General features: G+C 48.4%; 26 protein-coding genes. 20 read left to right on the top strand and 6 right to left on the bottom strand.

Annotated features, from left to right (window positions below; genetic code table 11):
- Positions 1 to 43 precede the first annotated feature (43 nt).
- From D0S45_01815 to D0S45_01775, 9 genes are all read left to right on the top strand, one after another.
- On the top strand, positions 44 to 745 hold the full coding sequence (locus tag D0S45_01815; GenBank protein TIH20103.1) for an amino acid ABC transporter permease: 702 nt from the start codon (positions 44 to 46) through the stop codon (positions 743 to 745).
- A gap of 12 nt (positions 746 to 757) precedes the next feature.
- Positions 758 to 1,453 (top strand): amino acid ABC transporter permease, encoded by a 696-nt coding sequence (locus tag D0S45_01810; GenBank protein ID TIH20102.1) that lies wholly within the window; start codon positions 758 to 760, stop codon positions 1,451 to 1,453.
- Between the two features lie 202 nt (positions 1,454 to 1,655).
- On the top strand, positions 1,656 to 2,309 hold the full coding sequence (gene deoC, locus D0S45_01805) for a deoxyribose-phosphate aldolase (GenBank protein TIH20101.1): 654 nt from the start codon (positions 1,656 to 1,658) through the stop codon (positions 2,307 to 2,309).
- Between the two features lie 3 nt (positions 2,310 to 2,312).
- Positions 2,313 to 2,987, top strand: a complete 675-nt coding sequence (locus tag D0S45_01800; GenBank protein TIH20100.1) for a precorrin-8X methylmutase — start codon at positions 2,313 to 2,315, stop codon at positions 2,985 to 2,987.
- Positions 2,988 to 3,104: 117 nt separating this feature from the next.
- Complete coding sequence (locus D0S45_01795; protein TIH20099.1) at positions 3,105 to 5,936, top strand: EAL domain-containing protein; 2,832 nt, start codon at positions 3,105 to 3,107, stop codon at positions 5,934 to 5,936.
- Positions 5,937 to 6,346: 410 nt separating this feature from the next.
- A complete protein-coding gene (locus D0S45_01790; GenBank protein TIH20098.1) occupies positions 6,347 to 6,676 on the top strand; it encodes a 4Fe-4S dicluster domain-containing protein in 330 nt (109 codons plus the stop codon).
- 11 nt (positions 6,677 to 6,687) lie between these two features.
- Positions 6,688 to 7,839 (top strand): 2-oxoacid:acceptor oxidoreductase subunit alpha, encoded by a 1,152-nt coding sequence (locus D0S45_01785; GenBank protein TIH20097.1) that lies wholly within the window; start codon positions 6,688 to 6,690, stop codon positions 7,837 to 7,839.
- Positions 7,840 to 7,841: 2 nt separating this feature from the next.
- Positions 7,842 to 8,678 (top strand): 2-oxoacid:ferredoxin oxidoreductase subunit beta, encoded by an 837-nt coding sequence (locus D0S45_01780; GenBank protein ID TIH20096.1) that lies wholly within the window; start codon positions 7,842 to 7,844, stop codon positions 8,676 to 8,678.
- On the top strand, positions 8,678 to 9,301 hold the full coding sequence (locus D0S45_01775) for a pyruvate ferredoxin oxidoreductase (GenBank protein TIH20095.1): 624 nt from the start codon (positions 8,678 to 8,680) through the stop codon (positions 9,299 to 9,301). Before D0S45_01780 ends, D0S45_01775 begins: the two co-directional genes overlap by 1 nt.
- 205 nt (positions 9,302 to 9,506) lie before the next feature.
- Here D0S45_01775 and D0S45_01770 read toward each other — a convergent pair whose 3' ends face one another.
- The 5 genes from D0S45_01770 to D0S45_01750 form a co-directional block, all read right to left on the bottom strand.
- Positions 9,507 to 10,091, bottom strand: a complete 585-nt coding sequence (locus tag D0S45_01770) for a hypothetical protein (protein ID TIH20094.1) — start codon at positions 10,089 to 10,091, stop codon at positions 9,507 to 9,509.
- Positions 10,092 to 10,094: 3 nt separating this feature from the next.
- Positions 10,095 to 11,663: a GAF domain-containing protein gene (locus tag D0S45_01765; protein TIH20093.1), complete on the bottom strand. Its 1,569-nt coding sequence runs from the start codon at positions 11,661 to 11,663 to the stop codon at positions 10,095 to 10,097.
- A 176-nt stretch (positions 11,664 to 11,839) separates the two neighbouring features.
- Positions 11,840 to 12,427 (bottom strand): indolepyruvate ferredoxin oxidoreductase, encoded by a 588-nt coding sequence (locus D0S45_01760; GenBank protein ID TIH20092.1) that lies wholly within the window; start codon positions 12,425 to 12,427, stop codon positions 11,840 to 11,842.
- Positions 12,427 to 14,271, bottom strand: coding sequence for an indolepyruvate ferredoxin oxidoreductase subunit alpha (gene iorA, locus D0S45_01755; protein TIH20091.1), 1,845 nt, complete (start codon positions 14,269 to 14,271; stop codon positions 12,427 to 12,429). Before iorA ends, D0S45_01760 begins: the two co-directional genes overlap by 1 nt.
- Before the next feature lie 156 nt (positions 14,272 to 14,427).
- Positions 14,428 to 15,078: a hypothetical protein gene (locus D0S45_01750; protein ID TIH20090.1), complete on the bottom strand. Its 651-nt coding sequence runs from the start codon at positions 15,076 to 15,078 to the stop codon at positions 14,428 to 14,430.
- Between the two features lie 307 nt (positions 15,079 to 15,385).
- Here D0S45_01750 and D0S45_01745 point away from each other — a divergent pair, with 307 nt between their 5' ends.
- Both D0S45_01745 and nadD read left to right on the top strand, forming a co-directional pair.
- Positions 15,386 to 16,645 (top strand): glutamate-5-semialdehyde dehydrogenase, encoded by a 1,260-nt coding sequence (locus D0S45_01745; protein TIH20089.1) that lies wholly within the window; start codon positions 15,386 to 15,388, stop codon positions 16,643 to 16,645.
- A gap of 177 nt (positions 16,646 to 16,822) precedes the next feature.
- Complete coding sequence (gene nadD, locus D0S45_01740; GenBank protein TIH20088.1) at positions 16,823 to 17,473, top strand: nicotinate (nicotinamide) nucleotide adenylyltransferase; 651 nt, start codon at positions 16,823 to 16,825, stop codon at positions 17,471 to 17,473.
- A 111-nt stretch (positions 17,474 to 17,584) separates the two neighbouring features.
- On the opposite strand, the gene D0S45_01735 is transcribed toward nadD, so the two are convergent.
- Positions 17,585 to 18,598 (bottom strand): glycosyltransferase family 9 protein, encoded by a 1,014-nt coding sequence (locus D0S45_01735; GenBank protein ID TIH20087.1) that lies wholly within the window; start codon positions 18,596 to 18,598, stop codon positions 17,585 to 17,587.
- Positions 18,599 to 18,818: 220 nt separating this feature from the next.
- On the opposite strand from D0S45_01735, the gene D0S45_01730 reads away from it, so the two are divergent.
- The 9 genes from D0S45_01730 (at position 18,819) to D0S45_01690 (ending at position 26,700) form a co-directional block, all read left to right on the top strand.
- On the top strand, positions 18,819 to 19,880 hold the full coding sequence (locus tag D0S45_01730; GenBank protein TIH20086.1) for an HlyC/CorC family transporter: 1,062 nt from the start codon (positions 18,819 to 18,821) through the stop codon (positions 19,878 to 19,880).
- A gap of 14 nt (positions 19,881 to 19,894) precedes the next feature.
- Complete coding sequence (locus tag D0S45_01725) at positions 19,895 to 20,311, top strand: cytochrome c maturation protein CcmE (protein TIH20085.1); 417 nt, start codon at positions 19,895 to 19,897, stop codon at positions 20,309 to 20,311.
- A 78-nt stretch (positions 20,312 to 20,389) separates the two neighbouring features.
- Entirely contained in the window at positions 20,390 to 22,267 is a 1,878-nt protein-coding gene (locus tag D0S45_01720) for a heme lyase CcmF/NrfE family subunit (GenBank protein TIH20084.1), read from the top strand.
- Positions 22,268 to 22,276: 9 nt separating this feature from the next.
- Positions 22,277 to 22,957, top strand: a complete 681-nt coding sequence (locus tag D0S45_01715) for an ABC transporter ATP-binding protein (protein ID TIH20083.1) — start codon at positions 22,277 to 22,279, stop codon at positions 22,955 to 22,957.
- Positions 22,950 to 23,627 carry a heme ABC transporter permease CcmB gene (locus D0S45_01710; protein ID TIH20082.1) on the top strand — a complete coding sequence of 226 codons (678 nt, stop codon included), beginning with the start codon at positions 22,950 to 22,952 and terminating at the stop codon, positions 23,625 to 23,627. Before D0S45_01715 ends, D0S45_01710 begins: the two co-directional genes overlap by 8 nt.
- A gap of 36 nt (positions 23,628 to 23,663) precedes the next feature.
- A complete protein-coding gene (locus D0S45_01705; protein ID TIH20081.1) occupies positions 23,664 to 24,329 on the top strand; it encodes a cytochrome C biogenesis protein CcmC in 666 nt (221 codons plus the stop codon).
- A gap of 22 nt (positions 24,330 to 24,351) precedes the next feature.
- Positions 24,352 to 24,492, top strand: a complete 141-nt coding sequence (locus D0S45_01700) for a CcmD family protein (protein TIH20080.1) — start codon at positions 24,352 to 24,354, stop codon at positions 24,490 to 24,492.
- Positions 24,482 to 25,105 carry a tetratricopeptide repeat protein gene (locus tag D0S45_01695; GenBank protein TIH20079.1) on the top strand — a complete coding sequence of 208 codons (624 nt, stop codon included), beginning with the start codon at positions 24,482 to 24,484 and terminating at the stop codon, positions 25,103 to 25,105. Before D0S45_01700 ends, D0S45_01695 begins: the two co-directional genes overlap by 11 nt.
- A 479-nt stretch (positions 25,106 to 25,584) precedes the next feature.
- Positions 25,585 to 26,700: a branched-chain amino acid ABC transporter substrate-binding protein gene (locus D0S45_01690; protein ID TIH20078.1), complete on the top strand. Its 1,116-nt coding sequence runs from the start codon at positions 25,585 to 25,587 to the stop codon at positions 26,698 to 26,700.
- Positions 26,701 to 26,707 lie beyond the last annotated feature (7 nt).

Genomic DNA, 26,707 nt, shown 5'->3' with positions numbered 1-26,707 from the left:
GGCCGTGCCTGCACGGTCTTCCCGAAAACAACGGATAGATGTTTTGAATTATCAGTTTGATTGGAATCTGGTTCTCAGCGGACAGTACGGGCAGTGGATTATCGACGGGGTCAAGGTAACCCTTCAGATTTCCGCAGTATCCATCGTATTTACACTGCTTCTTGGGACAATTATCGCAGTCATGCGTATGTCCAAGTTCAAGCCTTTTGAGTGGTTTAGCTTTGCATTTGTTGAGTTTTTTAGAAACACACCTTTGCTTATTCAGATATTTTTCTGGTATTTCGGCTCATATTCCATTTTGCCTGAAGGGGTAAATGAATGGCTCTATGATCATGATTTCGAATTTGCGGCCGGGGTAATTTCTCTGACCGTTTATACCGCAGCGTTTGTTGCTGAAGAAATCAGGGCCGGTATCAACTCCATTCCCAAGAATCAGTTGGAAGCTTCCCGCGCGACCGGACTCTCCTTCTTGCAGGCCTATCGGTTTGTTATTTTACCGCAGGCTTTCAGGATTATTATTCCTCCCCTTATTTCCCAGTCGCTGAACCTGATCAAAAACTCGTCACTGGTCATGACTATCGGGGTTATGGACCTCACCTACATGGCCCGCCAGATTGAATCCTACACTTTCCACGGATTCGAGGCATTTACTGTGGCGACCGTTATCTATCTGTGTATCTCGCTGATCGTGTCGCTCATGATCAATATGTATAATAAGCATTTCCTGCTGCAAATTAAATACTAGGAGTGGCGTCTCGTGCAATGGGATGTAGTTTGGAACAATTTGGATTATTTTCTCTGGGGCGCCTTTCCTGATGGACCCATCGGCGGTCTGGCAGCCAGTATTATTCTGGCCTTGCTTGGTATATTTGGTGCTTTCTGGATCGGTCTTGCCGCAGGATTGATGCGTCTTTCCCGCAACAGGCTGGTTAAGTCCGTATCTGTTGTCTATATTGAAGTTATTCGCGGGATTCCCCTGCTGATGCTCATCTTTTGGTTCTATTTTCTGGCTCCAGTTGTGCTTGGTCGCTCTCTGCCGGAATTTCAGTGTGCCTTGGTCGCTTTTATTGTTTTTACCGGGGCCTATATTGGTGAAATCGTAAAAGCCGGGGTTATCGCCCTACCGAGAGGGCAGATGGAAGCCGCAAGGGGAACAGGTCTTTCGCATGTTCAGGCCATGCGCTATGTAATCCTGCCGCAGGCCTTGCGCAATATGATTCCTTCTTTTGTTAACCAGTTCGTATCTCTTACCAAGGATACCTCCCTTGCTTATATCATCGGGGTGAACGAACTGACCCGTACAGCCACACAGGTTAACAACAGAACCCTGTCCGCGCCCACGGAAATTTTTATTGCCATCGCGTTTCTTTATTTCATAGTCTGTTACGTGCTGACGTGGTCCAGTCGTCGTATGGAAGCTCATATGGCAAAATATCAGGCCAGAGATCGTTAGTTTTTTAAGTTTTATAAGGTGTTTATACCCCTGCTTCAATTGAGGCAGGGGTTTTTCTTTTGCACTTTTTTATTTATATTTTGACCGAAATTTCTAATTCGCATAGTGTCGTTCTAATGGGAAGTATGTTCTTGTTTCAGGCTATGCAGTTTTGCCGTATCTGAAGCAAGGTTTGTTTTTTAATTTCAGCCGGGAGGCGGACATGGACAAAATAGACAAATTGGCGTCGTACATTGACCATACTTTACTGAGCGTATCAGCGGTTCCTGCGGATATTGAGCAGTTGTGCAGGGAGGCGGTCCATTACGATTTTGCTTCTGTGTGTGTTCATCCCTCGCATATCGCCCGCGCGGTAGAGCTGCTTTCAGGTGAAAGTCCCATCGTCTGTTCTGTTATAGGTTTTCCGTCCGGAGCTACTTTAGCTGAAGTTAAAATGCTTGAAGCAATGCGTGCTGTGGACAAAGGTGCACGTGAGCTGGATATGGTGGTCAATGTCGGGGCATTAAAGGCGGGGGATCAGAAAACTTTCCTTAATGATATTTTCATGACCGTAGAAGGAGCCGGGGGAGTACCGGTAAAGGCCATTATCGAAACCGGGCTTCTTGATGACGACCAGAAGAAGCTGGCTTGCGATCTTGCGGTGACAGCAGGGGCCTCTTTTGTTAAGACTTGCACCGGATTCGCTCCGGGATGTGCCTGTGTAGAGGATATTAAGCTCATGCGTTCTGTTGTGGGCGACGATATTGGGGTAAAGGCCAGCGGGGGAATCAAAACATTTGAACAGGCTCAGGAGCTTTTACAGGCAGGAGCCAGCAGGATTGGTACTTCATCGTCCCTTGCAATAATAAGGAGATAATTCTTGTCCGGGAAAATAGAATTAATGACCGTGGCAAAGCCCGGTGATATTGAAAAAAAGTCTTTCGAAATAATTGATTCCGAGGTCCCGGAACCACGAAAATTCGATGGTATTGAATGGCAGATCGCAAGGCGCATGGTCCATACTACCGCTGATTTTGAACTGATTGATCTTGTGCGTTTTCACCCGGACGCTGTTGTTTCCGGTCTTGATGCCTTGCGGTCCGGCTGTACTATTGTCACGGATACCGAGATGGCCCGCTGTGGAATTCCTATGCGCAGGATGACTCCTCTAGGCTGTGATGTGCGTTGCCTGATGAATGATCCGCAAGTTATAGCATCCGCCAAAAAGAATTCAACTACACGGGCACATGCTGCTCTTGAACTAGCGGCAGGTTCTTTGAAGCCTGCTATTCATGTTATCGGCAATGCCCCCACGGCACTCATACGTCTTGTCAATCTGGTGGAGGAGGGTAGAATGGTTCCTCCGGCACTGGTGGTGGGGATGCCTGTGGGGTTTGTTAATGCCGCTGAATCAAAGGCCATGCTGATGAATTACGGGAGAATTCCTTTTATTGCCATTGAAGGCAGAAAAGGCGGATCTGCTCTTGCTGCGTGTGTAATCAATGCCCTTGCCGAAGTGGTTCTTGCTGAGCGTAACCTTTCCGGTGAGATATGAGCTTTTTCAAGCAAAAGATTATTAATTATAGACTTTGAGAGTTAATTATGAAAACAATGTTGTAATCAATTTTGTTTGTTTTTTCGAGTGATAATGCTACTTCCGGTGCAATAAGGTATGTCTGAGAATAAGACCGCTTCAAAAAGATCTTTTGTTATATTCAGAAAGGGGGAGAGATCAATTTCACGTGATCTTTCCGCCTGTCTTGTTTTTGCCCTTGCCATAATTATCGGATTGGTTACCGCTTATGAGTATTTTGGCCGTTCGAAAATGATGCGTCAGGAGTATGAGGACAAGGCTGATAATTACATTGAGCAACTTGCAAAATCAGTTACGTTTCCAATATGGAATTTCGATATGGGGTCGCTTAAGCACGTTTGCAGTGCTTATACCCAGAATGAACAATTTTCGAAGTTGAAAATTATCGATATGAATGATGAGGTTCTTTTCAATTTTGTCCGTCCCGGCGAAGAGGATGATAACCCCATTGTTCGTGTACGTGAGCTTTACATTTCCAAGGAAAAAATAGGTTCCATCCGTATGGAGCTCAGCAGCAGGATCTACCGCCGCAACCTTGATTGGATTCTGTTTGTTTCAAGTCTTACCTTTCTTACTTCTGTGGCGGTTATCTACATAATTACCGGGTTTTTAATGGATTACTTTATCCGCAATCCCATAGCCAGACTGCGCAAAGGGATGGATAAAGTTGCCATGGGTGATTTTTCCTATCGGTTTGATGAATTTCAATACATAGAATTGCTGGAGATAGGCTCCCGCTTCAACCGCATGACCGAGGAGATTGCCAGCCGTGAAAGCCGACTGGAGGAAGTCAATAAGGTCTTGCAGGGTGAAGTTCATATGCGTGAAAAAGCCGCCCGCTCACTTGTAAAAAGTGAAAAGCGTTACCGCGCACTGGTGGAAACCACTGCGGAAGGTTTTTTCATGATTGATGAGTCATTGGTGCTGCTTGATATAAACCCCGCATTCTGCACTATGATTGGTCTTAACAGGGAAGAGATGCTTGGGGGCGAAGTTGGGTCGATTCTCGGTGAAGTTGCCGCCGAACGGTTTAGCAATAATGATGGTCATGCACACAAGTTTGAACTTAGCTTTGTCAACAGCAATGGCCGCGAAGTTGATATTTTTATTAATGCCACCAATCTTTTTGAAAGTGACAATGTAAAGCTGACTTTCGCATTTGTTACTGATGTTTCCGGCTACAAAATGATGGAAAAGGCTCTGCGTGCGTCTGAAGAGGAGTACCGTACCATCGCTGAATACACATTTGACTGGGAGATGTGGATCGGTCCTACCGGAGCGGTTAAGTACGTCAGTCCGTCATGTGAACGTATTTCCGGTTACCCCAAAGCTTATTTTATGGAAGGACCGGTCAGGGTGGAGCATATTCTGCATAAGAATGATCGTGAGTTCTGGCAGAAGGCTCTGCGGGGAACTTTTCCTTCACCTGATGGAACTGATATGCGTCTTTTTCGCAGGGATGGGTTGCTGCGTTGGGTGTCGCTTACCGGGCATCAGGTTTTTGCTGATGATGGGACTTCGCTTGGTTTGAGGCTTTCTCTACGTGATATCACCAAACGTAAGTTCATGGAAAAGCAGTTGCAATACGAAGCCTTGCACGATCCGCTTACCGGGCTGGCAAACCGAACTCTGTGTTGTGACCGTATCCTTCAGGCTGTAGAGCGTTCTCGTCGCCGGGATAATTATTATTTTGCGGTCGTTTTTATGGATCTTGACCGCTTCAAGATCATCAACGATAGTCTCGGCCACAATATCGGTGACAAGCTACTGGTGGAAGTTTCCAAGCGGCTGCTCCAAACCATTCGTGAGCTGGATACGGTTTCCCGTTTTGGGGGCGATGAATTTATTGTCGTGCTGGAGGAGTTGTCGTCACCGCGTGAGGGAATCCGCATTGTACGACGTATTCGTGATTGTCTGAATGATCCTGCTGTAATCGATGGACATAAGATCAATATTGCCGCCAGTTATGGCGTGCTGCTCAGCCCCACCGAATACGACAAGCCGGAAGAGATTATTCAGAACTCCAACGTTGCTATGCATCAGGCCAAGGAGTCAGGCAGGGACAGGATTAAGGTCTTTAACAAGAGGATGCTGGAAGAGGCTGTTCAGGCCATGCAGTTGGAGAGTGATCTTCGTGCGGCAATGCTTTCTGGTGAAGAGCTTTACTTGGATTACCAGCCTATTTACTCTCTTAAAGATCAGAGTGTTGTAGGCTTTGAAGCCCTTATTCGCTGGGACCACCCCCGTCGCGGTCTGGTCATGCCCGGTGAATTTATTCCTATGGCTGAAGAGTCTGGACTTATTTTTGAACTTGGGAACTGGGTTGTTAGTGAGGCCTGCCGTCAGATGAAGAGCTGGTATTCCAGTTATGAATCTGCTTCTGAAATGATGATGTCCATTAATATTTCTCCGCGCCAGTTCTCCCAGCCAGCTCTTGTGGATAATATCCTCTCCAAGCTGAGTGAGTTTGATCTTCCGGCTCGGAATTTGAAGATTGAAATTACAGAAACAGCAATTATGGAACGGGCCAAGCAGTCAGTTGATATGCTTAACAGGCTTAAATCAGCAGGTGTTCTGGTTTCTATTGATGACTTTGGTACAGGGTATTCATCCATGAGTAATTTGCAGGAATTCCCGCTTGACCAGCTCAAAATTGACCTCAGTTTTGTGCGCAAGATGCATGAATCCTCTGAGAATCTTGAAATCATTAAAGCTATTATTAACCTAGCCCACAATCTTGGCCTGAATGTTGTTGCCGAGGGCGTGGAAGAGCATGAGCAGCAGGACGCTTTACGCGATCTTGGTTGTGAGTTCGGGCAAGGGTATTTGTTTTCAAAACCTATCAGTCGCATGAAGATTGAATCTTTTTTTAAGGATGAGATTAAATTGATTGAATATCGTTTGTCATGAATGGTTTTTTGATAGTGTTAGGAAATGATTTGTCTGTTATTGGGTGATCGATGGTGTTTGTGTCTTTGGTACAGATATGCAGAGAAAATAATTTGCAGGAGTCGGCTTTGTGTCGGCTCTTTTTTTTGTATTTAGGCTTGTGATTGTACAATCAATCAAGGTCTATTTGCATACTATTGTCCATCATTTCATAAAATAGGTGCAAAGCATATTCATGTCAATTAAGTTGTGCTTATTTTATAATATTGCCACAAATCTTCTGTTTCCTGTTGCATGTGCGGTATTACCATGCTAGGGCCGAATTTAGGCCTAGTAAAAATAAAAATTTACAGAGGCTGTTGGCAAGGTTGACCCGTTTCATGGGGAGTTACGAAACGGGTTTTTAAGTCACCCTCAACCTGGATCAGGTTATGAGTGTCAAACGCAAGGGAAATAGCACGGTTACGATTTTTCCGGACTGGTGTAAGGGGTGCGGCATCTGCGCAGCCTTCTGTCCGGCAAAGGTCATGGAATTGAACGATCAGGGTAAAGCGGTCGTCATCCGGGAGGATGAATGTATAAATTGCGGATTCTGTGAGCTGCATTGCCCGGATTTCGCAATTATGGTTCGTCCCAAGGTTGATGATGAGATTCCTGCGGTATGCAGGGCTGTCCTTGAAAAGGCCGCCCGGAAAACCGACAGGCCCGCCGCTTCCGGCGGTGCTGCGGAAAAAGCCGGTTCCGGTAAAAAAAAGGAATAAGGTGAATTTCCATGGCCAGACCTAGAAAAAAAAGAAACAAAGAGATTTTCGCTCTGGGCAACGAGGCTGTTGTCGAAGGTGCGCTTTTGGCGGGCTGTACCTTTTACGGCGGGTATCCCATTACTCCTTCTTCGGAGATTATGGAGATCATGGCTCAGAGATTGCCGCTGATTCCCAACGGTTCATTTGTCCAGATGGAAGATGAAATTGCCGGACTCGGTTCGGTTATCGGTGCGTCGCTGGCGGGCAGGAAAGCCATGACCGCCACATCCGGTCCTGGTTTTTCGCTCATGCAGGAGCATCTTGGGTATGGATGTATTACCGAGACACCGCTTGTAATCGTCAACGTCATGCGCGGTGGTCCCAGTACTGGCCTTCCCACATCCCCTGCTCAGGGTGATGTGCAGCAGGCCCGTTGGGGAACCCACGGTGATCATTCCATCATAGTTCTTTCCGCCTCAAATGTTCAGGAATGTCTTGATAATACTATTGAGGCTTTCAATCTGGCGGAGAAATACCGCACTCCGGTAATTTTGCTCATTGACGAAATTACCGCCCACACCCGTGAGAAGATCGTCATCCCTAATCCGGATGAATTTGAGGTCTTCAATCGCATTGTCCCGACTATGCCCCCGGAATGGTACAAGCCGTATGAAGAGACTGTGCGCGGAGTTCCGCCCATGCCTTCAATCGGTTCCGGTTACCGTTTCCATGTTACCGGGCTGACCCATGACACCAACGGATTTCCCACTTCTCGTCCTGATGAGGTTCGCGAATTGAACGAGCGTCTTTTCCGCAAGATCGATCAGTTCCTGCATGATGTGCAGATGGTAGATGAAGTGGATACTGAAGATGCGGATGTTGTTGTTATCGCTTACGGCACAGTGGCTCGGTCCGCTGAACTTGCTGTAAAGCAGGCACGTGATCTCGGCGTAAAGGCCGGACTGCTCAAGCTTTCGACCCTGTTCCCCTATCCGAGAAAGGCAACTGAGAAGGTTATGGCCAAGGCCCATACTCTCATTGTCCCGGAAATGAATATGGGGCAGATGTCAAGAGAAGTGAAAAGGGTCAATAACGGTCAGGTAAGTGTGCGGACCATCAATAAGGTGGACGGGCAGATCATTACCCCCGCCGAAATCCTCAAAGTCTTAACACGGGTGTAGTCATGGTTGATATGAAAGGTACACAGCTCATTCATGAGTACTTAAGGCATAACAAGAAGTTTCCGCACGTTTTCTGTGCTGGTTGCGGGCACGGCATCGTGCTCGGCTCGCTGATCAGGTCCATTCACGGTCTCGGCCTTTCCAAGGACGAAGTCTGCGTGGTGGCAGGTATCGGCTGTTCCGGCAGGCTGGCGGCATATGTTGATTTCAACACCGTACATACCACTCATGGTCGTGCACTCACTTTCGCCACCGGAATTAAGATGGCAAAGCCGGGCATGCACGTGATTGTGGTCATGGGCGATGGCGACTCAATGGCTATCGGCGGTAACCACCTGATTCATGCAGCGCGCAGAAATATCGGCGTGACCGCGTTGATCCTCAATAATAACATTTACGGTATGACCGGGGGGCAGTGCTCTCCGACTACGCCTTCCGGTTCTTTCTCCATGACTACCCCAATGGGGCAGATGGAACAGAGCTTTGATTGTGTGGAACTCTGTTCCGCAGCAAAGGCCAATTATGTGGCCCGAGGAACCGTTTTCCACGTTAAGAAGCTCGATAAGATGATCATGGATGGTATCAGCAATCCCGGTTTCGGAGTGGTGGAGATTCTTACTCCCTGCCATACCCAGTACGGCCGTAAGAACAAGTACAAGACTCCGGTTGATATGTATAAGACGCTCAAGAAGGATGTCATCGACATTGACCGCTACAACAAGTTGAGTGAAGCCGATAAAGCCAAGAAAGTTCCTTCCGGCGTGTTCGTACAGAAGGACGAGCCTGGTCTGGAAGAAAAATTCTATGAAATGGCTGCAAACTGTCAGGGAGGTCTGTAATGAAAAATCAACCTCTGGACAGATTTGAAATTCGCCTTTCCGGTCTTGGCGGACAGGGTATTCTGACCCTTGGTAAGGTCATGGGATCTGGTCTGGCTCTCGGGCACGGCTATTTCGTGACCCAGACCCAGAGTTATGGCCCGGAAGCTCGTGGCGGTGCCAGTCGTTCCGATTTGGTGATCAGCTCCGAGGTAATCAGTTACCCCAAGGCTGAATCAGTCGATCTGCTCATCGCCCTGAGTCAGGAAGCGTGTAATATGTATTACCGCAACCTGAAGCCCGGTGGTTTGCTCATGATCGAGACTGATCTGGTCAAGCAGCCTCCGGTGAACCAGTTTATCGGTCTGCCTTTCACTAAGCTTGCCAAGGATAAGCTGGGATTGCCTCAGGCCATGAATACTATTGTTCTCGGCGCGGCAACCTACCTGCTTCCTTTTGCGCAGCAGCGGACCATGCGTAAGAATCTTGAGGCTGTACTTCCTGAGAAAATCAGGGAGATTAACGTCAAGGCATTCAACATGGGATTCCGTGAAGCCAAGAAGAATTTTGGCGATCCCGAAGAGCTTTGGAAGTCCAATTCAGTTATCGTCTCCGATGAGGAGTATGATTACGATTCCATTTAAGAATCCCTCCGGGGGCCAAAGGGAAAACTTTTGCAAAAGTTTTCCCTTTGGATTCCCTTTCAAAACCTTTTATTAGGCTTCGCCGCTCCGTATATTTAAAAGTGCGACAAACAAAGCCCGCAATATCTTGATCGATATTGCGGGCTTTGTTTGTGTGACGTTTGAATAAGCTATATGCGAAGCTTATTGAAGGTTTTTGGGATTCTTATTCAAATTTAAACAAAGAATCAGAAGTCAGGTTGAAAGTTTCAACTTCTTCCTGCTGATCAGGGCTGAGGTTGTGCGGGTCCCATTGTTTGCAAAGTTCCTGCGGCTCCCGCGCCCTGTTGCGTACTCTGATCACGGTGAGACTGCGTTTTCCGGTAGGAATGAAGGTTGTGCGTACCAGATGGCAGTCGATGTGCGCTGTGTAGCAGTTTACGCCTTTTTCACCACTTAAGCAGTTGCCAACGGATACGGTTGACCAATCGCCGATTTCAGGCATGTCTACGGTTGCTTTGCGGTTTAAGATTAGACGTATGCTGGCAGTACAATTCTTGTTGCCAAAGTAGAAATCCTGATGGGTGATGGTTTTGAAGTCGCGTTCATCATCGCCATTAGGATAAAGTTTAGTGGATACGGATAGGGATTTATCTGTTGTGATGTGATCGGAGTCAAAAGGAATGACAAAGGGTTGCTCCGGTGCATTTTTAGCACTGGAACAACCCATAATAATAAATGTCAGCAGACATAAAGCTGCGCAGAAGAGAGGCTTGAGAATGCCTTTTCCGGCGTGCTTTAAAGTTTGCATATTCTATTTTTTCTTTTTTGCGCCTGCGTATTTCTTAACGTCAATATTGTACTTTTTGACCTTGTAGTTGACGATACGGTAGCTTACCCGCAGGTCTCTTGCTGCCTGTAACATGTTCCCGCGTGCCTTTTTCAAGGAGTCCACCAGCAGTTCCTGTTCGAACTTAGCCACAGCCTCACCAAAGGAAAGGGAGGTGTCAGTGGCTGTGGATTCTGCGGTCTGCAAGGTTGGGGGCAGGTGGTAAGTCCTGATTACCTCTTCTTCGCAGATGAGCACGGCGCGCTCGATGCAGTTCTTCAGCTCACGCACGTTTCCCGGCCAGTGGTACTGGGTAAAGAGGTCGATTGCGGGGCTGGAGATTCGTTTGATTTCCTTGCTGTATTCCCCGGAAAACAGATCGAGGAATTTTTCTGCCAGCGGTAGGATGTCTTCGCGACGCTCACGCAGAGGCGGAATGAAGATGGGGAAGACGTTGATGCGATAAAAAAGGTCTTCCCTGAATTTGCCTTCGCGCAGCAGTTTTTCCAGAGGCTGGTGGGTAGCGCAGATAAGGCGGACATCAACTGCGATGGGCTGTTCTGAGCCTACGCGCTGAATTTCCTTTTCCTGAATGGCGCGCAGTACTTTGGCCTGTGCGTCAAGGGAGAGTTCCCCGATTTCATCAAGGAAGAGGGTTCCGTTGTTGGCGATTTCAAAGAGACCGCGTTTATTTTGATAGGCGCCGGTAAAGGCACCTTTCTGGTGTCCGAAAAGTTCACTTTCCACCAGTTCAGCAGGAAGGGCTGCGCAGTTGAGCTTGACCAGCGGCTTATCTCTTCTGGGGCTGCATGAATGAATGGCTTCGGCAAGAAGTTCTTTACCGGTACCGGATTCACCACGCAGCAGGGCTGTGGCGCGGCTGGGGCCGACCTGCCGGGACTGTCTGAGCACTTGTTTCATGCTTTTGGAAGTAGCCACAAAGTCGGCCGGTGGAGGAACGTCCACAGCTCCGGGCATCATGCCCTGAGAAAGCATCTGTGCTTGCAGGGACATTTCTTCCTGTAAGCGGGATACCTGATTGGAAATCAGCGCAGCAACTACTTCGAGAAATTGCTTGTGTTCGAGCAGATCATTCATGGGCAGAATGGGAGAATCGACACTCAGAGCGCCGAGAACTTCCTGATTGCCATCTGAATCAGTGCTTTTAACAGGGACGCAGATGAAAGAAAGTTTTCTCTGTTCTTCTTCCGACCTGTTGAATGCTTTGTTCAGCAACTGGTTGTCTTCCGACATTCTAGGGATGATTACTGATTCACCCGTTTCGTAAACTTTCCCCACAACACCTTTGCCCGGTGCGTATGTGGCGGTGTAGTCTTTTGCGGGGCTATGGGTAATTGATAGCTTCAGTTTTTCCGATTCCGGGTCCATAATGGCCAGGAATGCACGCGGGAAATGGAGATCTTTGGACAGAACTTCAAGAATAGCATTGAGGCTGGGTTCCAAATCGTGATGGGGAGCTACAGAATCAAGAATTTCACTCAAAGTTGAAAGATAGATATTGTCCACTCGTTCCGTCAGTCCGTTTCTAATCATTTTTTTACTCGTGCCGCCCAGGCTGTTTTTAGATTTCAGCTTTGTCGAAGCGTTCTTCTGCTCCGTGGTTCCGGCCTAAAATTTTGTTGGCGCTTCGGGAGTGTCCTCCCGATTATAATAGATTGTTCAGAAAAGTCGACAGCCGCATTGTATAATGCGGCTGTCGATCATTTTACTTAAGAAACTGCCTTCACTCCGAGTTCCAGAGCCTTCAGGTTTATATCCGCAATTTTCGGTTTCATGGCTGATTTTATTGTTTCAGCCAGTTGTTCCGGTTTAAGCGGAATGCATCCTGTGGCGCAGAGTGCTCCGAGCAGAGCAATGTTACCGCTCTGCACAGCTCCGGCTTCAAGGCCTAAACTCTGGCAGGGCAGGTAGTATGCTTTTCCGGCGCATCCATCAACCCTTTCTTTGATAACTTCAAAGGGGGTGTTTTCTGCTTTTCCGGTGCATACGGAAAGCGGAGGAACATATTCGGTGCTGGAAAGCACTGTTCCGCCGGGTTTCAAGTAGGGCAGGGCGCGTAGGGTTTCCAGCGGCTCGAAGCCGAGGATGACGTCTGCTTCACCATGTCCTATTTTGGGGGAGGCCAGCCCGATGAGCAGTGCGGATTCAACAACACCGCCGCGCTGGGCCATTCCGTGAATTTCTCCGGCAGTGACATCGATACCGCAGTCAAGAACCGCCTGTGCAAGGAGGTTGGTGGCTGTCAGGGTTCCCTGTCCGCCGACCCCGGTCATGAATATACGCAACCTAGTATCCATTAGCTGCTCCTTTTCCGGGCTTTAATATCTTTAGTCAGCTGCAAGCAGAGCATACAGCCGGAACAAAGAATTTCGTTAATTTCAACGCCTTCCGCAGTCTTTTCAAATGCAGGACAAGCAAGCTCTTCCATTACACGAAGGACATCGTCACTCTGGTTCTCAACGTAAGCGGTGCGGCCGGGCTTTTTGCGCAGTACACGGCGAGCGAAAAGCGGGCAGGGGTCCTTGGCAATAAGAACGCGGACACCACTCATTTCCTTGAGTTCTTCAAGGTCCTTGGTAATAGCCTTCTGGTTAAGAGGGCTTACAGTACGGACTTCGTTTACGCCACAGCCCTTGACGATAGCTTCCATGTCAATTTGGGCCGGGTTGGAACCTAACATAGTGGTTTCAACACCGGGGTTGGGCTGGTGCCCGGTCATGGCTGTTGTGGAGTTATCAAGGATCACCAGCAGAATGTCGTGCTGGTTGAATACAGCATTGATCAGTCCGGTTATGCCGGAATGATAGAAAGTGGAGTCGCCGATAAAGCCAATTACAGTCTGGCCCGCAGCTTTGGATGCTCCGGAGCCTGCTGAAATGGATGATCCCATGCAAAGCAGGAAATCAGCCGCATTAAGCGGAGGCAGAATTCCCAGAGTATAACAGCCGATATCTGACGAACAGACTGCATCGGGTCCGAATACTTTCTTAACTGCATAGAATGCTGCGCGGTGAGAACAACCGGCACAAAGGTTCGGCGGACGCATGGGCAGTCCTTCCTCGGCTGTGCAGTTCTCGAGCTTCTCAGCTTCCATTCCTAGAACTTCGCGGATAATCGCGGTGATGTTCAGGGTGGAGTATTCGTCGTTCAGCGGCAGCAGGGCGTTCTCTTTGCCGATAACCTCAACTGCAATGGAGTTTTTCTGGGCCAGAACCCTGATTTCATTTTCAAGGAAAGGCTCCAGTTCTTCCAGAACGACAATTTTTTCCACGGAGGAGATAAAGTCGGTGAGCATGTTGGTGGGCAGCGGATAAGTGAAGCCCAGCTCAAGGATTTTAAATTTGTCGGCAAGGCCGGTATCAGCCAGTGCATCTGCAAGATAAGCTCTACAGATACCGGAAGCTACGATACCGATTTTTCCGTTGCCGGAAACTTTGTTGTATCTGGAGGTCTCCGCCATTTCACGCAGCTTCTCGAGTTTTTCGAGGAGGTCTACGTGCATTCTGCGGGCAAAAGCCGGAATGGGCACGTACTGTGCCGGATTCTTTTTGAATCCTTCAGCAGGTGCCAGCTTGGCAACTTCGCCGTACTCAACCGGTCCACGAAGGTGGTTGACGCGAGTGGTTGTGCGCAGCAGGAACGGAGCGGACATTTCGCGGGACATGTTCAGCGCATCGCGGGTCATATCCTTTGCTTCCTGAGCGGTAGATGGCTCAAGGCAAGGCATGCCAGCAAGGCGTGCGTAGTAGCGGTTGTCCTGTTCGTTCTGGCTGGAGTGGCATCCGGGGTCGTCTGCGGAAAGCAGAACCATGCCGCCGGGTGTGCCGGTGTAGGCCAGAGTCATGAGCGGGTCGGCAGCAACGTTTACGCCGACATGCTTCATGGTGGTCAGGGTCATTGCTCCGGCAAGTGTGGCTCCGCCACCAACTTCCAGTGCGACCTTTTCATTAACCGAGTATTCGAAAGTGAAGTCGCCTTCAGGTGAAAGGCGGAAGAAAGTGTCCGGAACTTCGGAGGAGGGGGTGCCGGGATAACAGGTAACAACCTGAATACCGGCTTCAATTGCGCCTCTGACAATGGCTTCATTGCCGAGAAGCAACTTTTTCATGCCCGGACTGTCCTTGAGAAGTGGGTGAGCCATGAATGTGCTCCTTAGGTCATGGGGTTAACAGAATGTTCACAAACGCACGACTGGCGAGTTTAAGCGGGGATCCGGCCCCTATGGTTAATGCCGGAGCCCCGTTTTACTGCTCATCTGATCATATAGTCGTACACTTATGATCAGCCTGTATTGAATTTAGAGTTTCGCTTTGAGTTCTTTGATTTTGAACTCAAAGAAAGAAGCTTCTTGAGGGGAACTGGTCATCAGTCCCTGATAAGCCTGTACTGCGAGCTGGATATTTCCGGATTTTTCCGCAGCATCAGCCAGCAGTCTGTTGATGGAAGGAGCAAATGCTGGTCCTGCACTCTCTTTGAGGCCTTGCAGGATAGTGATTGCTTCGTTTGCCTTATCTTCAAGCATCAAGCATTTAGCCTGTCCGAGACCGGCAACAGGTGCCAGTATGGGAGAAGTTTTGGCAATATCAGCCCATACGGATTTTGCATCAGCAAAACTGTCGGCGTCCATCCATGCCTTGGCAAGGGCGAGCTGCACTGCGGGCTTCATGGAAGCGGGAGCATCTTTTTCAAAAGCGGCCAGAGCTTCTGCCTGTTTTGCTCCGCTGAACTTGATCAGGATAGTTCCCATTTCGCTCTGTGCTTTGAGCATTTTCTGCTGGTTCATATACTTGAAGCCGGAAACTCCGCCGGCAATAAGAATAATCGCTGCTATCCCGGCTACAATCATCTTCCCGTTCTTGATTATGAAGTCGAGCAGAGGATGCAGGGTGTCGGGTGTGGATTCGTGAACCTGATTCAGAATGTCCTGTGTGTTGTTTTGTTCTTCCATTTTAAAGGAAAGCCTCCATGAAAATTTTATACAAGTTGAAGTGCGCTTTATAATGCAGTCTGACAAAAAGGTCAAAAACGAAATCTTAAAATAACATGCCGAAAATTAAGACTAATTGCTAAAGTGGTTGAAAAAGGTGACAAAAAAAGAAAAAAATATTTTATATGTTTTTCATCAATACCCCTTGCCGATGGCTATCATTGGTAAATGGTAGTTGACTTTTTTGCAATATCCTTAGTAGCCAAAAAGAATCAATCGGCGGAAAAAATGATATTTAAGTCAATATAAATGTTTTTGAGGTAGAATAATGAGCCATTTTGAAGCAATGAAAGCTGTGGCCGTGAAGGCCAAGGAAGCTTCCCGTAAGATAGCCTGTGCAGATGGAGCTGCAAGAAACGCGGCCATAGTTGAATTGGCCGGTTTGCTGGAGCAGGAAAAAGAATTTATTTTTGCAGAGAACAAAAAAGATTTGGATGCTGCCAAAGAACGCGGCCTTGATCAGGCTCGGTTGCAGCGTTTGGAAATTACCCCGGCAGTACTTGAATATATGATTCAGGGTTGTAACGAGGTTGCGGGACAGGCTGATCCTGTGGGCGAAATTGAAAAGATGGAACGTCGTCCCAACGGCATAATGGTCGGTAAGATGCGCATCCCCCTAGGCGTGATCATGATGATTTTTGAATCGCGCCCCAACGTTACTGTTGATGCTGCCGTGCTTTGTCTCAAGGCCGGAAACTCGGTAATTCTGCGTGGTGGGTCTGAGGCAATTCATTCCAATCTTGCTCTTGCTTCCCTGTTGCAGAAAGCTCTTGGTAAGGCCGATCTGCCAGCTGAAGCGGTGCAGGTTGTAGAGGTTACTGACCGTGAGGCTGTCAGCGAACTGCTCAAGCTGGATGAATACATTGATGTTGTCATTCCCCGCGGCGGTGAAGGCCTGATCCGTGCGGTTGTGTCGCAGGCGACCATGCCTGTGCTCAAACATTATAAGGGTGTCTGCCACATTTATGTGGATAGGGATTGTGAAATCCCTGAAGCCATGGACATCATCATGAACTCAAAAACTCAGAAGCCAGCGGCCTGCAATTCTTTGGAGTGCCTGCTTGTTCATGAAGATATTGCTAAAGAAATTTTGCCATCTCTCGGTACTTTGCTGGGAGGCTACGGTGTTACCGTGAAAGGTTGCCCTCGGGCCATGCCTTTGCTGGGCGTAAAAGCCATTGCCGCAGATTTTGATGACTGGGGTATGGAATATCTCGATCTGATCCTGTGCGTGAAAGTTGTCAGCAATCAGGATGAAGCTCAGGATCATATTGCGCGCTACGGTTCCAATCACAGTGAAGTGATCCTTACCAAGGATCATGCAAGGGCCATGCGTTTTATCCGCGAAGTTGATGCTTCCATGGTTGGGGTTAACGCTTCCACCCGTTTTAACGACGGCGGACAGCTCGGACTCGGTGCGGAGATCGGAATTTCTACCTCTAAGCTGCATTCCTACGGCCCCATGGGAGCGACTGAGCTTACCAGTACTAAGTTTGTTTTGCTTGGTAATTGGGATGTACGTAATTAAATTTGCCTCCGGCGGCTGGGGAAGGGAAACTTTTGGAAAAGTTTCCCTTCCCCAGACCCCATCCCTTCAAAACTTTTTAGTAAGCTTCGCTGCTGGGTACGTTACGGCATAAGGAGCATTTAAATTTTACCCACGTTAAATATTGCGTGGGATTTGTTTTTTTGAGTGGGCATTCTTATGAAAATAGGTTTATTCGGCGGCAGTTTTAATCCTGTACATTCTACGCATATTGATGTTGCGCAAGGGGTTAGAAAGCGTCTTGGTCTTGATAAGATCCTGTTGGTTCCAGCAGGGAATCCTTATCATAAAGGGCAGAGCGAAATGCTTCCTGCTACGTTACGTTATGAATTGGTGGAAAAAGCCGTAGAGGGGTGTACGGGCTTGGAAAGTAGCGATATTGATATTTCCGCAGACGGTCCGACTTATACTATCGATTCTTTGCGTGAGGCCGCACGCCGTTATCCCGATGCCGAACTTTACTTCATCATGGGGCAGGATTCGTTGGAAGCTTTTACGACTTGGAAGGATTGGCAGCAAATTCCTGAGCTAGCCAACATTGTTGCTGTTAGCAGAGCTGTGGCGGATCATGGTTCCATGGAGCAGAAGTTGAAAAGTATTTTTCCTGATGCCGAACAGGCCGAGCATAACATCTGGAAGCTAAAGGACGGGAAGTCGATTTACATAATCGGAGATTTTGATTTTGTAATCAGTTCTACTCTCGTGCGCGAAGAGTGGAAAAAAGGGCTGGATGTCTCTGGATTGGTTCCGAAAGCTGTTGCAGAATGCATGGCGGAACGTGCTGTTGAGATAAGTAAATATTGGAAATAATAGTGGCGAAGCCCAATGAAACGTTTTGGTTTTCTTAAACCCTTTTGGAAAAGGGTTTAAGGCCCCCGGCAGGGGCGCCGAAGGCAAACTCTTTTCATTCTTTATAGCGCGTTAGCGCATCAAGTCTAAAATCTTTTCAAGCACATCTTCTGGCTTAATTTTCCGCAGACATTCCCGGTCTTTCTTGCAGTTGCTCTTCCCGTGCAGGGAACAGGGACGGCAATCCATTTCAGATTCCAGAACAACATCACGCGGCCCGGCAGGGTAGAATCCCCAAGCTTTCGAGGTGGGTCCGAACATGGCGATCACCGGGGTGTCTACAGAAGCCGCAAGGTGCATGGGCCCTGAATCACCTGTTATGAGCAATGCGGATTTCTCCAGCAGGGCGCAGGTTTCGCGTAATCGTAATTGGCTGGTGAAATTGCATCCCGGTCCTTGTGGCTCAAAAACATTGTCGTCGCGACCAATTATGGTCCATTTTATGCCGGATTCATTGAGCAGATTGATGAGCGTGTGCCAGTTTTCCGCAGGCCACGCCTTGTCCGGGTGGGTGGCATATGGATGCAGTGCTATGAAGTCCTTACCCAAATCATGTTCTTCAATTAGTGTGCGGGCTATGCTTTTTTCGTCTTCAGTCAGATAGATACGGGGAAGCAGCTCGGAAGCAGTCGGTATACTTTCTTCGAGGGCGGAGGCATAACGTTGGGTGACCCGCAGTTGGGATAGTTTGTCGTCCAGCTTTGCGGATCGAGTCGCCTTGAAAATGCGGCGTTCAAGGGAAAATTTGTTGTAGCGTGAGACCTTTCCTTTCCACCGTGCACCAAGAATTCTGGAACGCAGGGTGGAGTGCAGGTCTATGAGCTCGCAGCCTTCGTATTCAGTAGCAATCTCACCGGCTTTTTTAATCCATGCCAGATCACCAAGATCTTTTTTATCAAGGCAGATGACATTTGTGATATGAGGATTACTTTCTAATACAGGGCTGCTGGAAATTTTGGTAATGACCGTGAAGGTGCAATTGTACTTCTTGGCCCAATACTCAATTGGTCCGGTGGTCAGGACCACGTCTCCGAGGGCACTGAGCCTGAATATTACTTTGTGATTTGTGTTTGGCATCGCGCGCATATTTTAGTTGTGAAGCCCAAAAGGTCAATGTCTTTTTTTTATGCTCTAACTGTTTGAACTCTTGCTAGTTTTATTTTAAAATTTTATTTTATAGCGAAACCGTAGGGAATCGGGCTTTACTAGCCCTATTTCTATTGCGCCACTATCTGCCTTCTGGTACTGATGCCAGTATCAAAAAGATGCCGGATGGCGTCATTTAATAACTTTAACTCAAAATTTAATGCTGGAATTAATACTTTCCGTTAGTGTTGCCACACTTATTTCTGCCTACTGTTCAGTCAGTGAAGCCGTATTTTACTCCTTTCCGTGGAGCAGGATTGAAACCCTGCGCAAGGAAGGCCACAAGTCCGGAGCGATTTTGCATAAGCTGCGCTCCAATGTGGATAGGCCCATCACTGCCATTCTTACCCTTAACACCATTGCCCATACTGCCGGAGCCGCGTTTGCCGGAGCCGCATGGGCCACTGTGTACGGCGCGGAAACCCTGCCTTGGTTCACCCTCGGCTTCACTATCATCATTCTCATTCTCTCTGAAATTCTGCCTAAGACTATCGGCATTGTTTATTGTGAACCGCTGGGACGGGTTTTGGCTCGGCCCATGGAAATTTTAATTTGGATATTCCTTCCGGTCATTTGGATCTGTGGTATTTTCTCTCGCCTTGTTCATAGGAAAGGAGATGGTCCGCAGGCCACGGAAGATGATATAAGAGCTATGGTCAGCTTGACCAGGAGATCCGGGGCGATCAAACCGTATGAAGCCCTCTCAATTGCCAACATCCTGTCGTTGGACGACAAGATTGTTGAGCAAATTATGACTCCCCGGACTGTGGTGTTCTCTCTTCCTGCCGAGATGACCGTAGCTGAGGCACATGTCAAATACAGCGCATGGCCTCACAGCCGTATTCCTGTTTACGAAGGAGATGATCCTGAAGACATTGTCGGGGTTATTTACAGGCGTTCTGTTTTTGAAGCGCTTGCGGATGACCATGATGATGTAAAGCTTTCAGAGTTGATGAATCCGGTCCGTTTTGCGCTGGAAAACATAACCCTTGATAAGCTGTTGGTTAAATTCCTCGAAAGTCGCATGCACCTTTTTGTTGTGCTTGACGAGTACGGTGGAATGTCAGGGGTTGTTACCCTTGAAGATGTAATGGAAGAAATCCTCGGGAGCGAGATCGTGGACGAGACCGATCAGGTCGTTGATATGCGAGAACTTGCCCGCAGGAGACGAAAAGAACTGGTCGTCAGTAAGGAAGATGCTTCCGCTGACGTTTCGAAATAAAACGGAGTACGAGAATGGCCAAAAAAGGCGGAAAAGGCGTATATTTTGCTGCCTTGATCCTTTTTCTCGGAGGGCTGGGATATCTGATATATTCAGGTATTTCACAGGATAGCGTGTATTTTCTCAACGTATCAGAGGCAGTTGCCATGGATGAAGCCGAGCTGGGACAAGCAAGGCTTTTTGGTAAAGTTGCGCCTCAGAACATTGAGTCTAAAGCCGGTGGATTGGGTGTTTCTTTTGATCTTTCCGATCAAGAGGCAGGCTCACAGACTATCCGCGTTGACTACAGCGGCGCAGTTCCCGATACCTTTAAAGAAGGGGTCGAGGTGATCGTGGAAGGGACTTTTGTCGGCGGCAATAAGCTGTTTAAAGCCACCTCCCTGATTACCAAGTGTCCTTCCAAATACGAGAAGGAAAACCGCGAGGGTTGATCCTGTCGGTCGTGCTTCGGTCTAGTGCCGGGGCTTCCGTTTTCATAAAGATTTTATCCGTAATGGAGTAAATATAATATGCAGCTTTTTGCCAACCTGTTGCTTCTCATCGCCCTGCTTGTGGCGTTGGGGGCAGGTGCTTATGCATGCTTGGCCCTACTTACGGGCAAACGCAGTGTGCTGGAACTGATTGACAAGGCGAATATTGCAATCGCCGGTCTGGTCGTAGGTGCCAGCTTTATCCTTACTGTTGCCCTTATCAACAGGGATTATTCATTTAAATACATCTACGAGTATGTAGATAATACACTTCCCATCTTTTATACGCTTACAGCATTCTGGGCCGGGGCCGACGGTTCTCTGCTCTTTTGGATGCTGTCTATTGCTGTTATGGGAGTTATTTTTGCGAAACTTCCTCTCTTTAAGGAATTTTCAGAAAAAACAAGACTTTATTACTGGCTGTTTTATATGGTGGTGCAGGCCTTTTTCCTGCTCCTCTTAACCAGCTGGTCTAATCCTTTTATGGAACTGGTGCCAACACCTGCGGACGGACGGGGCATGAACCCGTTGCTGCGTAACCCCGGAATGATTTTTCATCCGCCGCTGCTTTTCCTCGGCTATGCAGGTTTTACAAGTACTGCGGCCCTTGCTCTTGCAGCGTACCTTGCCGGCGAAGTTAAATCATGGGTTGCCTTTTCACGTAACTGGAACATTCTGGCCTGGATTTTCCTGACTGCCGGAATCGTCCTCGGTTGCTGGTGGTCCTACATGGAACTCGGCTGGGGCGGTTACTGGGCATGGGACCCCGTGGAAAATGCTTCCCTCATTCCGTGGCTTAGTGCTTCCGCTTTCATGCATACTGCTATCATCCAGATTAAGCGCAAGGCACTTCATAGGACTAATGTCTTTCTTATGAGTCTGACGCTGCTGCTCTGCATCTTTGCTACCTATCTGGTACGTTCCGGTGTAGTGCAGTCCCTGCATGCCTATGGTGAAAATGGTGTGGCACTTCCTTTGCTACTTTTCCAGCTTTCCTTTCTTGCTATGATCGTGTTTGTTCTTGTGGCCGGGCCTCGTCCTGATTCCAGAACTCTTTCCGGTTTGAACAGCAGACAGGGCATGCTTGTTATTGCGGCATGGGCTTTTCTCGGTCTCGGCCTTGTGGTCGGTCTGGGAACCATGTGGCCGGTGATCAGCAAGATGTGGAGCGCGAATCCAATCGGGCTTGACGCTGGTTTTTACAACCGTGTCTGCCTGCCTTTGTTCAGCTTGATAATTCTTATTTTTACGGTCTGTCCGTGGTTCAACTGGAAAGAGGGTATTTTTGATAAGCGTGGTCTGTATCTGGTGGGCGGTGCCTTTATCGGCGGCGGTGCTATCAGTTATGCTTGCGGCTTGCATAATCCTCTCGGTTTGATCACCAGTGCGGCGTCAATTGCTTCTCTGGTCGGGATTCTCGGCGTTTTTGCTTTTATCCCCCAGTTGCGCAAAGTTCGCTCCATGATCGGTGTTTACGGACTGCATTTCGGTGTGGCTCTTGTATTCCTCGGTGTGGCATGGTCCGGTCCGAACAAGGTTGAACATGAATATGTAGTGAAGCAGGGCGAAAGTGTTCAGCTCGGCACCTACACAATGACTTTTAAAAAACTGACCGAAGGCCAGACTCCCGAAATGGCGCATATCGCCGCAATCGTGGAAGTTACCCAGAACGGCAAGCCTGTCGGTCTGCTCGCGCCTGAACGCAGACTTTATCGTAACTTTGATCAGCCTTTTGCTGAAGTTTCGGTTATTCCCAGTCTCGGCAGCGAAATATACGCTACTTTGCTGAGCGTGGATGCTGAAGGTAATGCGACGCTTAAGATGAGTCTTAACCCGCTTATTAACTGGATGTGGATCGGTGGTACTTTGATGTGCCTCTTTGGATTCATGGCTTTCAGAAAACCGAAACTGACTTAGGCGGATTCCGTGGCTGAGAATGAAAGAATAGCTCTTAAGGTTCGTAAGGCGGCCAAGTTCTTCGGGACAAGGTTGATCTTCAAGGATGTCAGTTGCGATGTACTGCGCGGGGAGATTCTTCTCGTGGTAGGGCGTAACGGTGCCGGTAAAACAACTTTGCTCAAGATCATGTCCGGTCTTTCTCGGCCTTCAGCCGGGGATGCGGAGATTTTGACTGAGCCGGAAAAGACCGCGTATCTCGGACATTCCACCTTTATTTATCCGCGCCTCAGCGGGCTGGCGAACCTTTCATTCTGGGCCTCCATGTATGGTCTTTCCCCTTCCCGTGAGGAGCTTATGGCTTTACTCAAAAGGGTGGAGTTGGAGAGAGCTGCCGAAGAACAGGCCGGTTCGTATTCAAGAGGTATGGCCCAGCGTTTGAATCTGGCCCGTGTTTTCCTTGTTAATCCGGAGCTTCTTTTTCTGGATGAGCCGGGAACAGGGCTTGATCAGGCTTCGCTTACGCTTTTGCGTGAGGAAGTTGTGGCCATGCGTGACCGTGGCACTGCCATTGTCTGGATCAGTCATGATGTTAATCACGACACCTCCCTTGCCGACCGGGTCCTTGGACTCGCCGGGCGCAGGATGGCCTATCTTGGTTCCGCTGCTGAATTCGACCCTGAAACCGTATTGGGAGGGGAGAATGCTTAAGCGCGGACTGACCATAGCGGCTAAGGATTTGCGCCTTTCCATCGGTGGAGGGCAGGGACTGACTCAGGCTGTTTTGCTGGGATTGCTGCTGATCTTCGTGTTCAGCTTATCGCGTCCGGCAGGGCAGCTGGTTGAGCCGCAGGCGGCTTCAGCCATTTTTTGGCTCGCGTCATCCTTCGGACTGGTTTTGGTTTTCAACACTTTGTTTTCAATGGAAGAATCAAACGAAGCGCGTTTGGGGCTGCTGTCATCACCAGTTCCATTACACGCTGTTTGGTTTGGTAAAGGTCTTGCCGGGTTCGGGCTGCTGCTTTGTTCGCAGCTTGTGTTTCTCCCGGCCACAATTGTATTTCTCGGTCAGGATATGAAAGGATCGTTTGCAATTTTTGCTGCGACCCTGCTGGCTGCTGATTGGGGGCTGGTCGCCCTTGGGGCATTGCTCGGTGCAATATCTCAAGGACAGGCTGCGCGGGAATCTCTGCTTTCAGTGATTCTTTTCCCTTTGCTGCTGCCCATCCTACTGGGAGCCATACAATTGATGACTTCGGTGTTCTCCGGGGTTAATATCATGGATCAGGATTCGTGGATGGGCATTATTGTTGCCGCCTCGGCCCTGTTCAGTGGTGCAGGCCTGATCCTTTTTCCTTTTGTGTACAGCGGCGAGCAATAGGCTGGCCGTTAAATATAGCTATTACGGAGCTTGTAAATGAATCTTGCAATCGCGGCACTACTGGCCGGTATAGCACTTTGTGCCGGACAATATCTTATCTGGATGTATGCCCCCGTTGAGATGACCATGGGGCTGGTTCAGAAGATTTTCTATATCCACATGCCAATGGCGGCTTGGGCCATGATTAGTTTTTTCGTGGTTTTTGTTGCCAGTGCGGCGTATTTGCTGAAACGTGATATCAAGTTTGATTATATTGCCGGAGTTGCTGCTGAGATCGGTGTGATCTTCAGCGGACTGGCTCTTGTCACCGGTTCCCTTTGGGGCAGGGCGGCATGGAATGTCTGGTGGACTTGGGACCCGCGGCTGACCACTACATTAATTATGTGGTTTGTTTACGCTGCGTATCTCGTGCTCAGGACTTCTCCCATGTCGGCTGAACGTCGTTCACTTGTCTGTGCGGTTCTCGGAGTTGTCGCATTTGTAGATGTCCCTCTCGTTTTTTACTCTGCGCGACTCTGGAGAAGTGTGCATCCCAATGTCCTCGGTGCAAAGGGCGGCGGAATGGAGCCTGAAATGTTGACTACGTTGATGGTCAATCTGGCGGCATTCGGTCTGTTCTGGCTGGTCTTGCTGGCGGTACGTTATCGTCAGGTCAGACTTTCGGGCAAATTAGATGCCCGCATGGTTTGGGATCAAGAATAAAATAAATTCAGGAGTATATATAATGAATAGTGAAACTTACCTTCTGATTGCTAATATCGCTGTGTGGACCGTGATTGCCGGTTATCTGGCTTTTATCGCGGCCAAGGGAGCATCAATGGATCGCCGTATCAGGCAGATGGAGATGCTCGATAATGACAAGTAAATCACTCAAGGATTTTACCCTCATCGGCGGGCAGAAAGCTGTTGTCTGGCTGCTTGGTCTTGGGCTTGTTGCACTGTTTGCTTCTTCGCTTACTTACCGGATGAGCCATCCCGGCAACAAGGTTGAGTTCCAGCAGCAGAGTAAAGGCGGCGGTATGCCCGGCGGCATGGGCGAAGGTATGAGCGAAGATGCCATGAAGCATGTTCGTGAACTTATGGAACAGATGGGTAAGGAGCCGGATAATTTGGAAATCCAGCTCGAACTCGCTAATTCCTTTATGATGATCCGGGCCTATGGCCGTGCGCAGACTTTCTTCGAGAAGGTGGTCAGCGTGGAGCCGGAAAATGTGCCGGCTCTTATGGGACTTGGTATGTGCTACTATCAGGCTGAGCAGTTTGAACAGGCTGCAACAGTGTTTGATAAAATTGTTGCAATTAATCCGGACGATTCCATGGCCGGGTTTAATGCCGCTATTGTTAAGAAGTATTACCTGCATAAGCATGAAGAAGCTGATGCCCAGCTGAAGCAGATCATTGCCAATTCCAAAACTTCTCCTGAAATGAAAAAACGTGCTGAAGAGGAATTGAAAAAGGACGCTCACCCAGAACAGTAATTGTTGTTTATATATTACTTTTAATAGGGAATCCGTGAAAACGGGTTCCCTTTTTTTGTATATGAGTTGCATATGCTTTTCATTTTTGCGAAATAGCAGTAGTGAGTGTTTACTTCGAACTTTTGATTTTCTTACAGGTGTAAAAGAGGGTAAAACAGACTATTTATTTACGAGCAGGTTAATTTGGCTTACTTTATTCGTGATTTGTAGCCAAACATTGACAAGTTTGCTCAATGCTGGCTAGTTAATAGTGAAGGTTAGTTGTTTTTGCGCAATCTTAATATGTCCGTCTTGCCGGATCTGGACATTACTTGCGGGAAATCAATGAATAGTCGCAGTCTGTTGTTTTCAACAGCTGTAATAACATGATAGGGTTATTCACGTTTCTTACTTGTGGCGAATTGGCACGAGTTGTTACGCAGGTGAATACGGTAACCGGGCTTGAACGGCCCAAATTAACGCAGTCAAGGAGTGTTATAATGAAACGTTCATTGCTGGTACTGCTGGTCGCAGCTATGATGACCATCAGTAGTTTCGGTTCTGCTTCAGCAGGCAAAATTGTTCTCGGTGTTCCCGGTGCTCATAGTGGCGATCTCGCTTCCTACGGTCTTCCTACAGTTGAAGCCGCAAAGCTCGTGGTTAAAGCCATCAACGAATCCGGTGGCGTAAACGGTGAACAGGTTGTTCTGTCTCTTCAGGATGATCAGTGCAAACCTGAATTCGCTACCAACGCGGCCATGAAACTTCTTTCCGATCAGGTAAACGTTGTTCTCGGCCACATTTGCTCCGGTCCGACCAAGGCAGCTCTTCCTATCTATAAAGAGTCCAATCTGGTCTGCATGTCTCCCTCCGCAACCAGCCCCTCGCTGACCTTAAGCGGCGACTATCCCAACTTTTTCAGAACTATCGCTTCCGATGACGCTCAGGGTGCATTGGCAGCCATGTTTGCTGTTGAAAAACTCGGCCTCAAAAAGCCCGCTATCATCCATGATAAAGGTGATTACGGTAAAGGTTTCGCTGAGTATACTATGAAGTACCTCAAGGAAAAAGGTGTTGAGCCCGTTCTGTTCGAAGGCGTAACCCCCGGTGCTGTAGATTATTCCGCAGTTGTGCAGAAAATCAAAGCTTCCGGTGCTGACGGCGTTATCTTCGGTGGTTATCACCCAGAAGCTTCCAAAGTCGTTTCCCAGATGCGCAAGAAAAAAATGACCATTCCTTTCCTGTCTGACGACGGTGTTAAGGCTCAGACTTTTATCGACATCGCTGGCAAAGCAGCTGAAGGTGTTTACGCTACCGGTCCTCAGGATATTACCGGTAACCCCATGTATGCTGTTGCTCTTAAGCAGTACAAAGATTCCCACTACGGTGCGGAACCCGGTGCTTTCTACTTTGAAGCATATTCCGCAGCTCTGGCTCTGCTCAAGGCTATTGAATACGCCAAGTCCACTGATTACGACAAAATCGTTGATGCTCTGCGCAACAACGAAGTTGAAACTCCCGTTGGTAAGATTAAGTTCGATGCCAAGGGCGACGCCATCGGCGTAGGTTTCTCCGTGTATCAGGTTAAAGATGGCCAGTACGTGGAAGTTAAATAAACTTCCT

Source organism: Marinifilum sp. JC120 (genome assembly GCA_004923195.1).
GTDB lineage: Bacteria > Desulfobacterota > Desulfovibrionia > Desulfovibrionales > Desulfovibrionaceae > Maridesulfovibrio.
This window is presented reverse-complemented; position numbering and strand designations above follow the sequence as displayed.

What these genes read in the sequence shown, in the direction of transcription:
- deoC (TIH20101.1), top strand. Translation starts at nt 1,656, where the DNA reads ATGGACAAAATAGACAAATTGGCGTCGTACATTGACCATACTTTACTG.
- D0S45_01795 (TIH20099.1), top strand. Translation starts at nt 3,105, where the DNA reads ATGTCTGAGAATAAGACCGCTTCAAAAAGATCTTTTGTTATATTCAGA.
- D0S45_01790 (TIH20098.1), top strand. Translation starts at nt 6,347, where the DNA reads ATGAGTGTCAAACGCAAGGGAAATAGCACGGTTACGATTTTTCCGGAC.
- D0S45_01785 (TIH20097.1), top strand. Translation starts at nt 6,688, where the DNA reads ATGGCCAGACCTAGAAAAAAAAGAAACAAAGAGATTTTCGCTCTGGGC.
- D0S45_01780 (TIH20096.1), top strand. Translation starts at nt 7,842, where the DNA reads ATGGTTGATATGAAAGGTACACAGCTCATTCATGAGTACTTAAGGCAT.
- D0S45_01775 (TIH20095.1), top strand. Translation starts at nt 8,678, where the DNA reads ATGAAAAATCAACCTCTGGACAGATTTGAAATTCGCCTTTCCGGTCTT.
- D0S45_01770 (TIH20094.1), bottom strand. Translation starts at nt 10,091, where the DNA reads ATGCAAACTTTAAAGCACGCCGGAAAAGGCATTCTCAAGCCTCTCTTC.
- D0S45_01765 (TIH20093.1), bottom strand. Translation starts at nt 11,663, where the DNA reads ATGATTAGAAACGGACTGACGGAACGAGTGGACAATATCTATCTTTCA.
- D0S45_01760 (TIH20092.1), bottom strand. Translation starts at nt 12,427, where the DNA reads ATGGATACTAGGTTGCGTATATTCATGACCGGGGTCGGCGGACAGGGA.
- iorA (TIH20091.1), bottom strand. Translation starts at nt 14,271, where the DNA reads ATGGCTCACCCACTTCTCAAGGACAGTCCGGGCATGAAAAAGTTGCTT.
- D0S45_01750 (TIH20090.1), bottom strand. Translation starts at nt 15,078, where the DNA reads ATGGAAGAACAAAACAACACACAGGACATTCTGAATCAGGTTCACGAA.
- D0S45_01745 (TIH20089.1), top strand. Translation starts at nt 15,386, where the DNA reads ATGAGCCATTTTGAAGCAATGAAAGCTGTGGCCGTGAAGGCCAAGGAA.
- nadD (TIH20088.1), top strand. Translation starts at nt 16,823, where the DNA reads ATGAAAATAGGTTTATTCGGCGGCAGTTTTAATCCTGTACATTCTACG.
- D0S45_01735 (TIH20087.1), bottom strand. Translation starts at nt 18,598, where the DNA reads ATGCGCGCGATGCCAAACACAAATCACAAAGTAATATTCAGGCTCAGT.
- D0S45_01730 (TIH20086.1), top strand. Translation starts at nt 18,819, where the DNA reads ATGCTGGAATTAATACTTTCCGTTAGTGTTGCCACACTTATTTCTGCC.
- D0S45_01725 (TIH20085.1), top strand. Translation starts at nt 19,895, where the DNA reads ATGGCCAAAAAAGGCGGAAAAGGCGTATATTTTGCTGCCTTGATCCTT.
- D0S45_01720 (TIH20084.1), top strand. Translation starts at nt 20,390, where the DNA reads ATGCAGCTTTTTGCCAACCTGTTGCTTCTCATCGCCCTGCTTGTGGCG.
- D0S45_01710 (TIH20082.1), top strand. Translation starts at nt 22,950, where the DNA reads ATGCTTAAGCGCGGACTGACCATAGCGGCTAAGGATTTGCGCCTTTCC.
- D0S45_01705 (TIH20081.1), top strand. Translation starts at nt 23,664, where the DNA reads ATGAATCTTGCAATCGCGGCACTACTGGCCGGTATAGCACTTTGTGCC.
- D0S45_01700 (TIH20080.1), top strand. Translation starts at nt 24,352, where the DNA reads ATGAATAGTGAAACTTACCTTCTGATTGCTAATATCGCTGTGTGGACC.
- D0S45_01695 (TIH20079.1), top strand. Translation starts at nt 24,482, where the DNA reads ATGACAAGTAAATCACTCAAGGATTTTACCCTCATCGGCGGGCAGAAA.
- D0S45_01690 (TIH20078.1), top strand. Translation starts at nt 25,585, where the DNA reads ATGAAACGTTCATTGCTGGTACTGCTGGTCGCAGCTATGATGACCATC.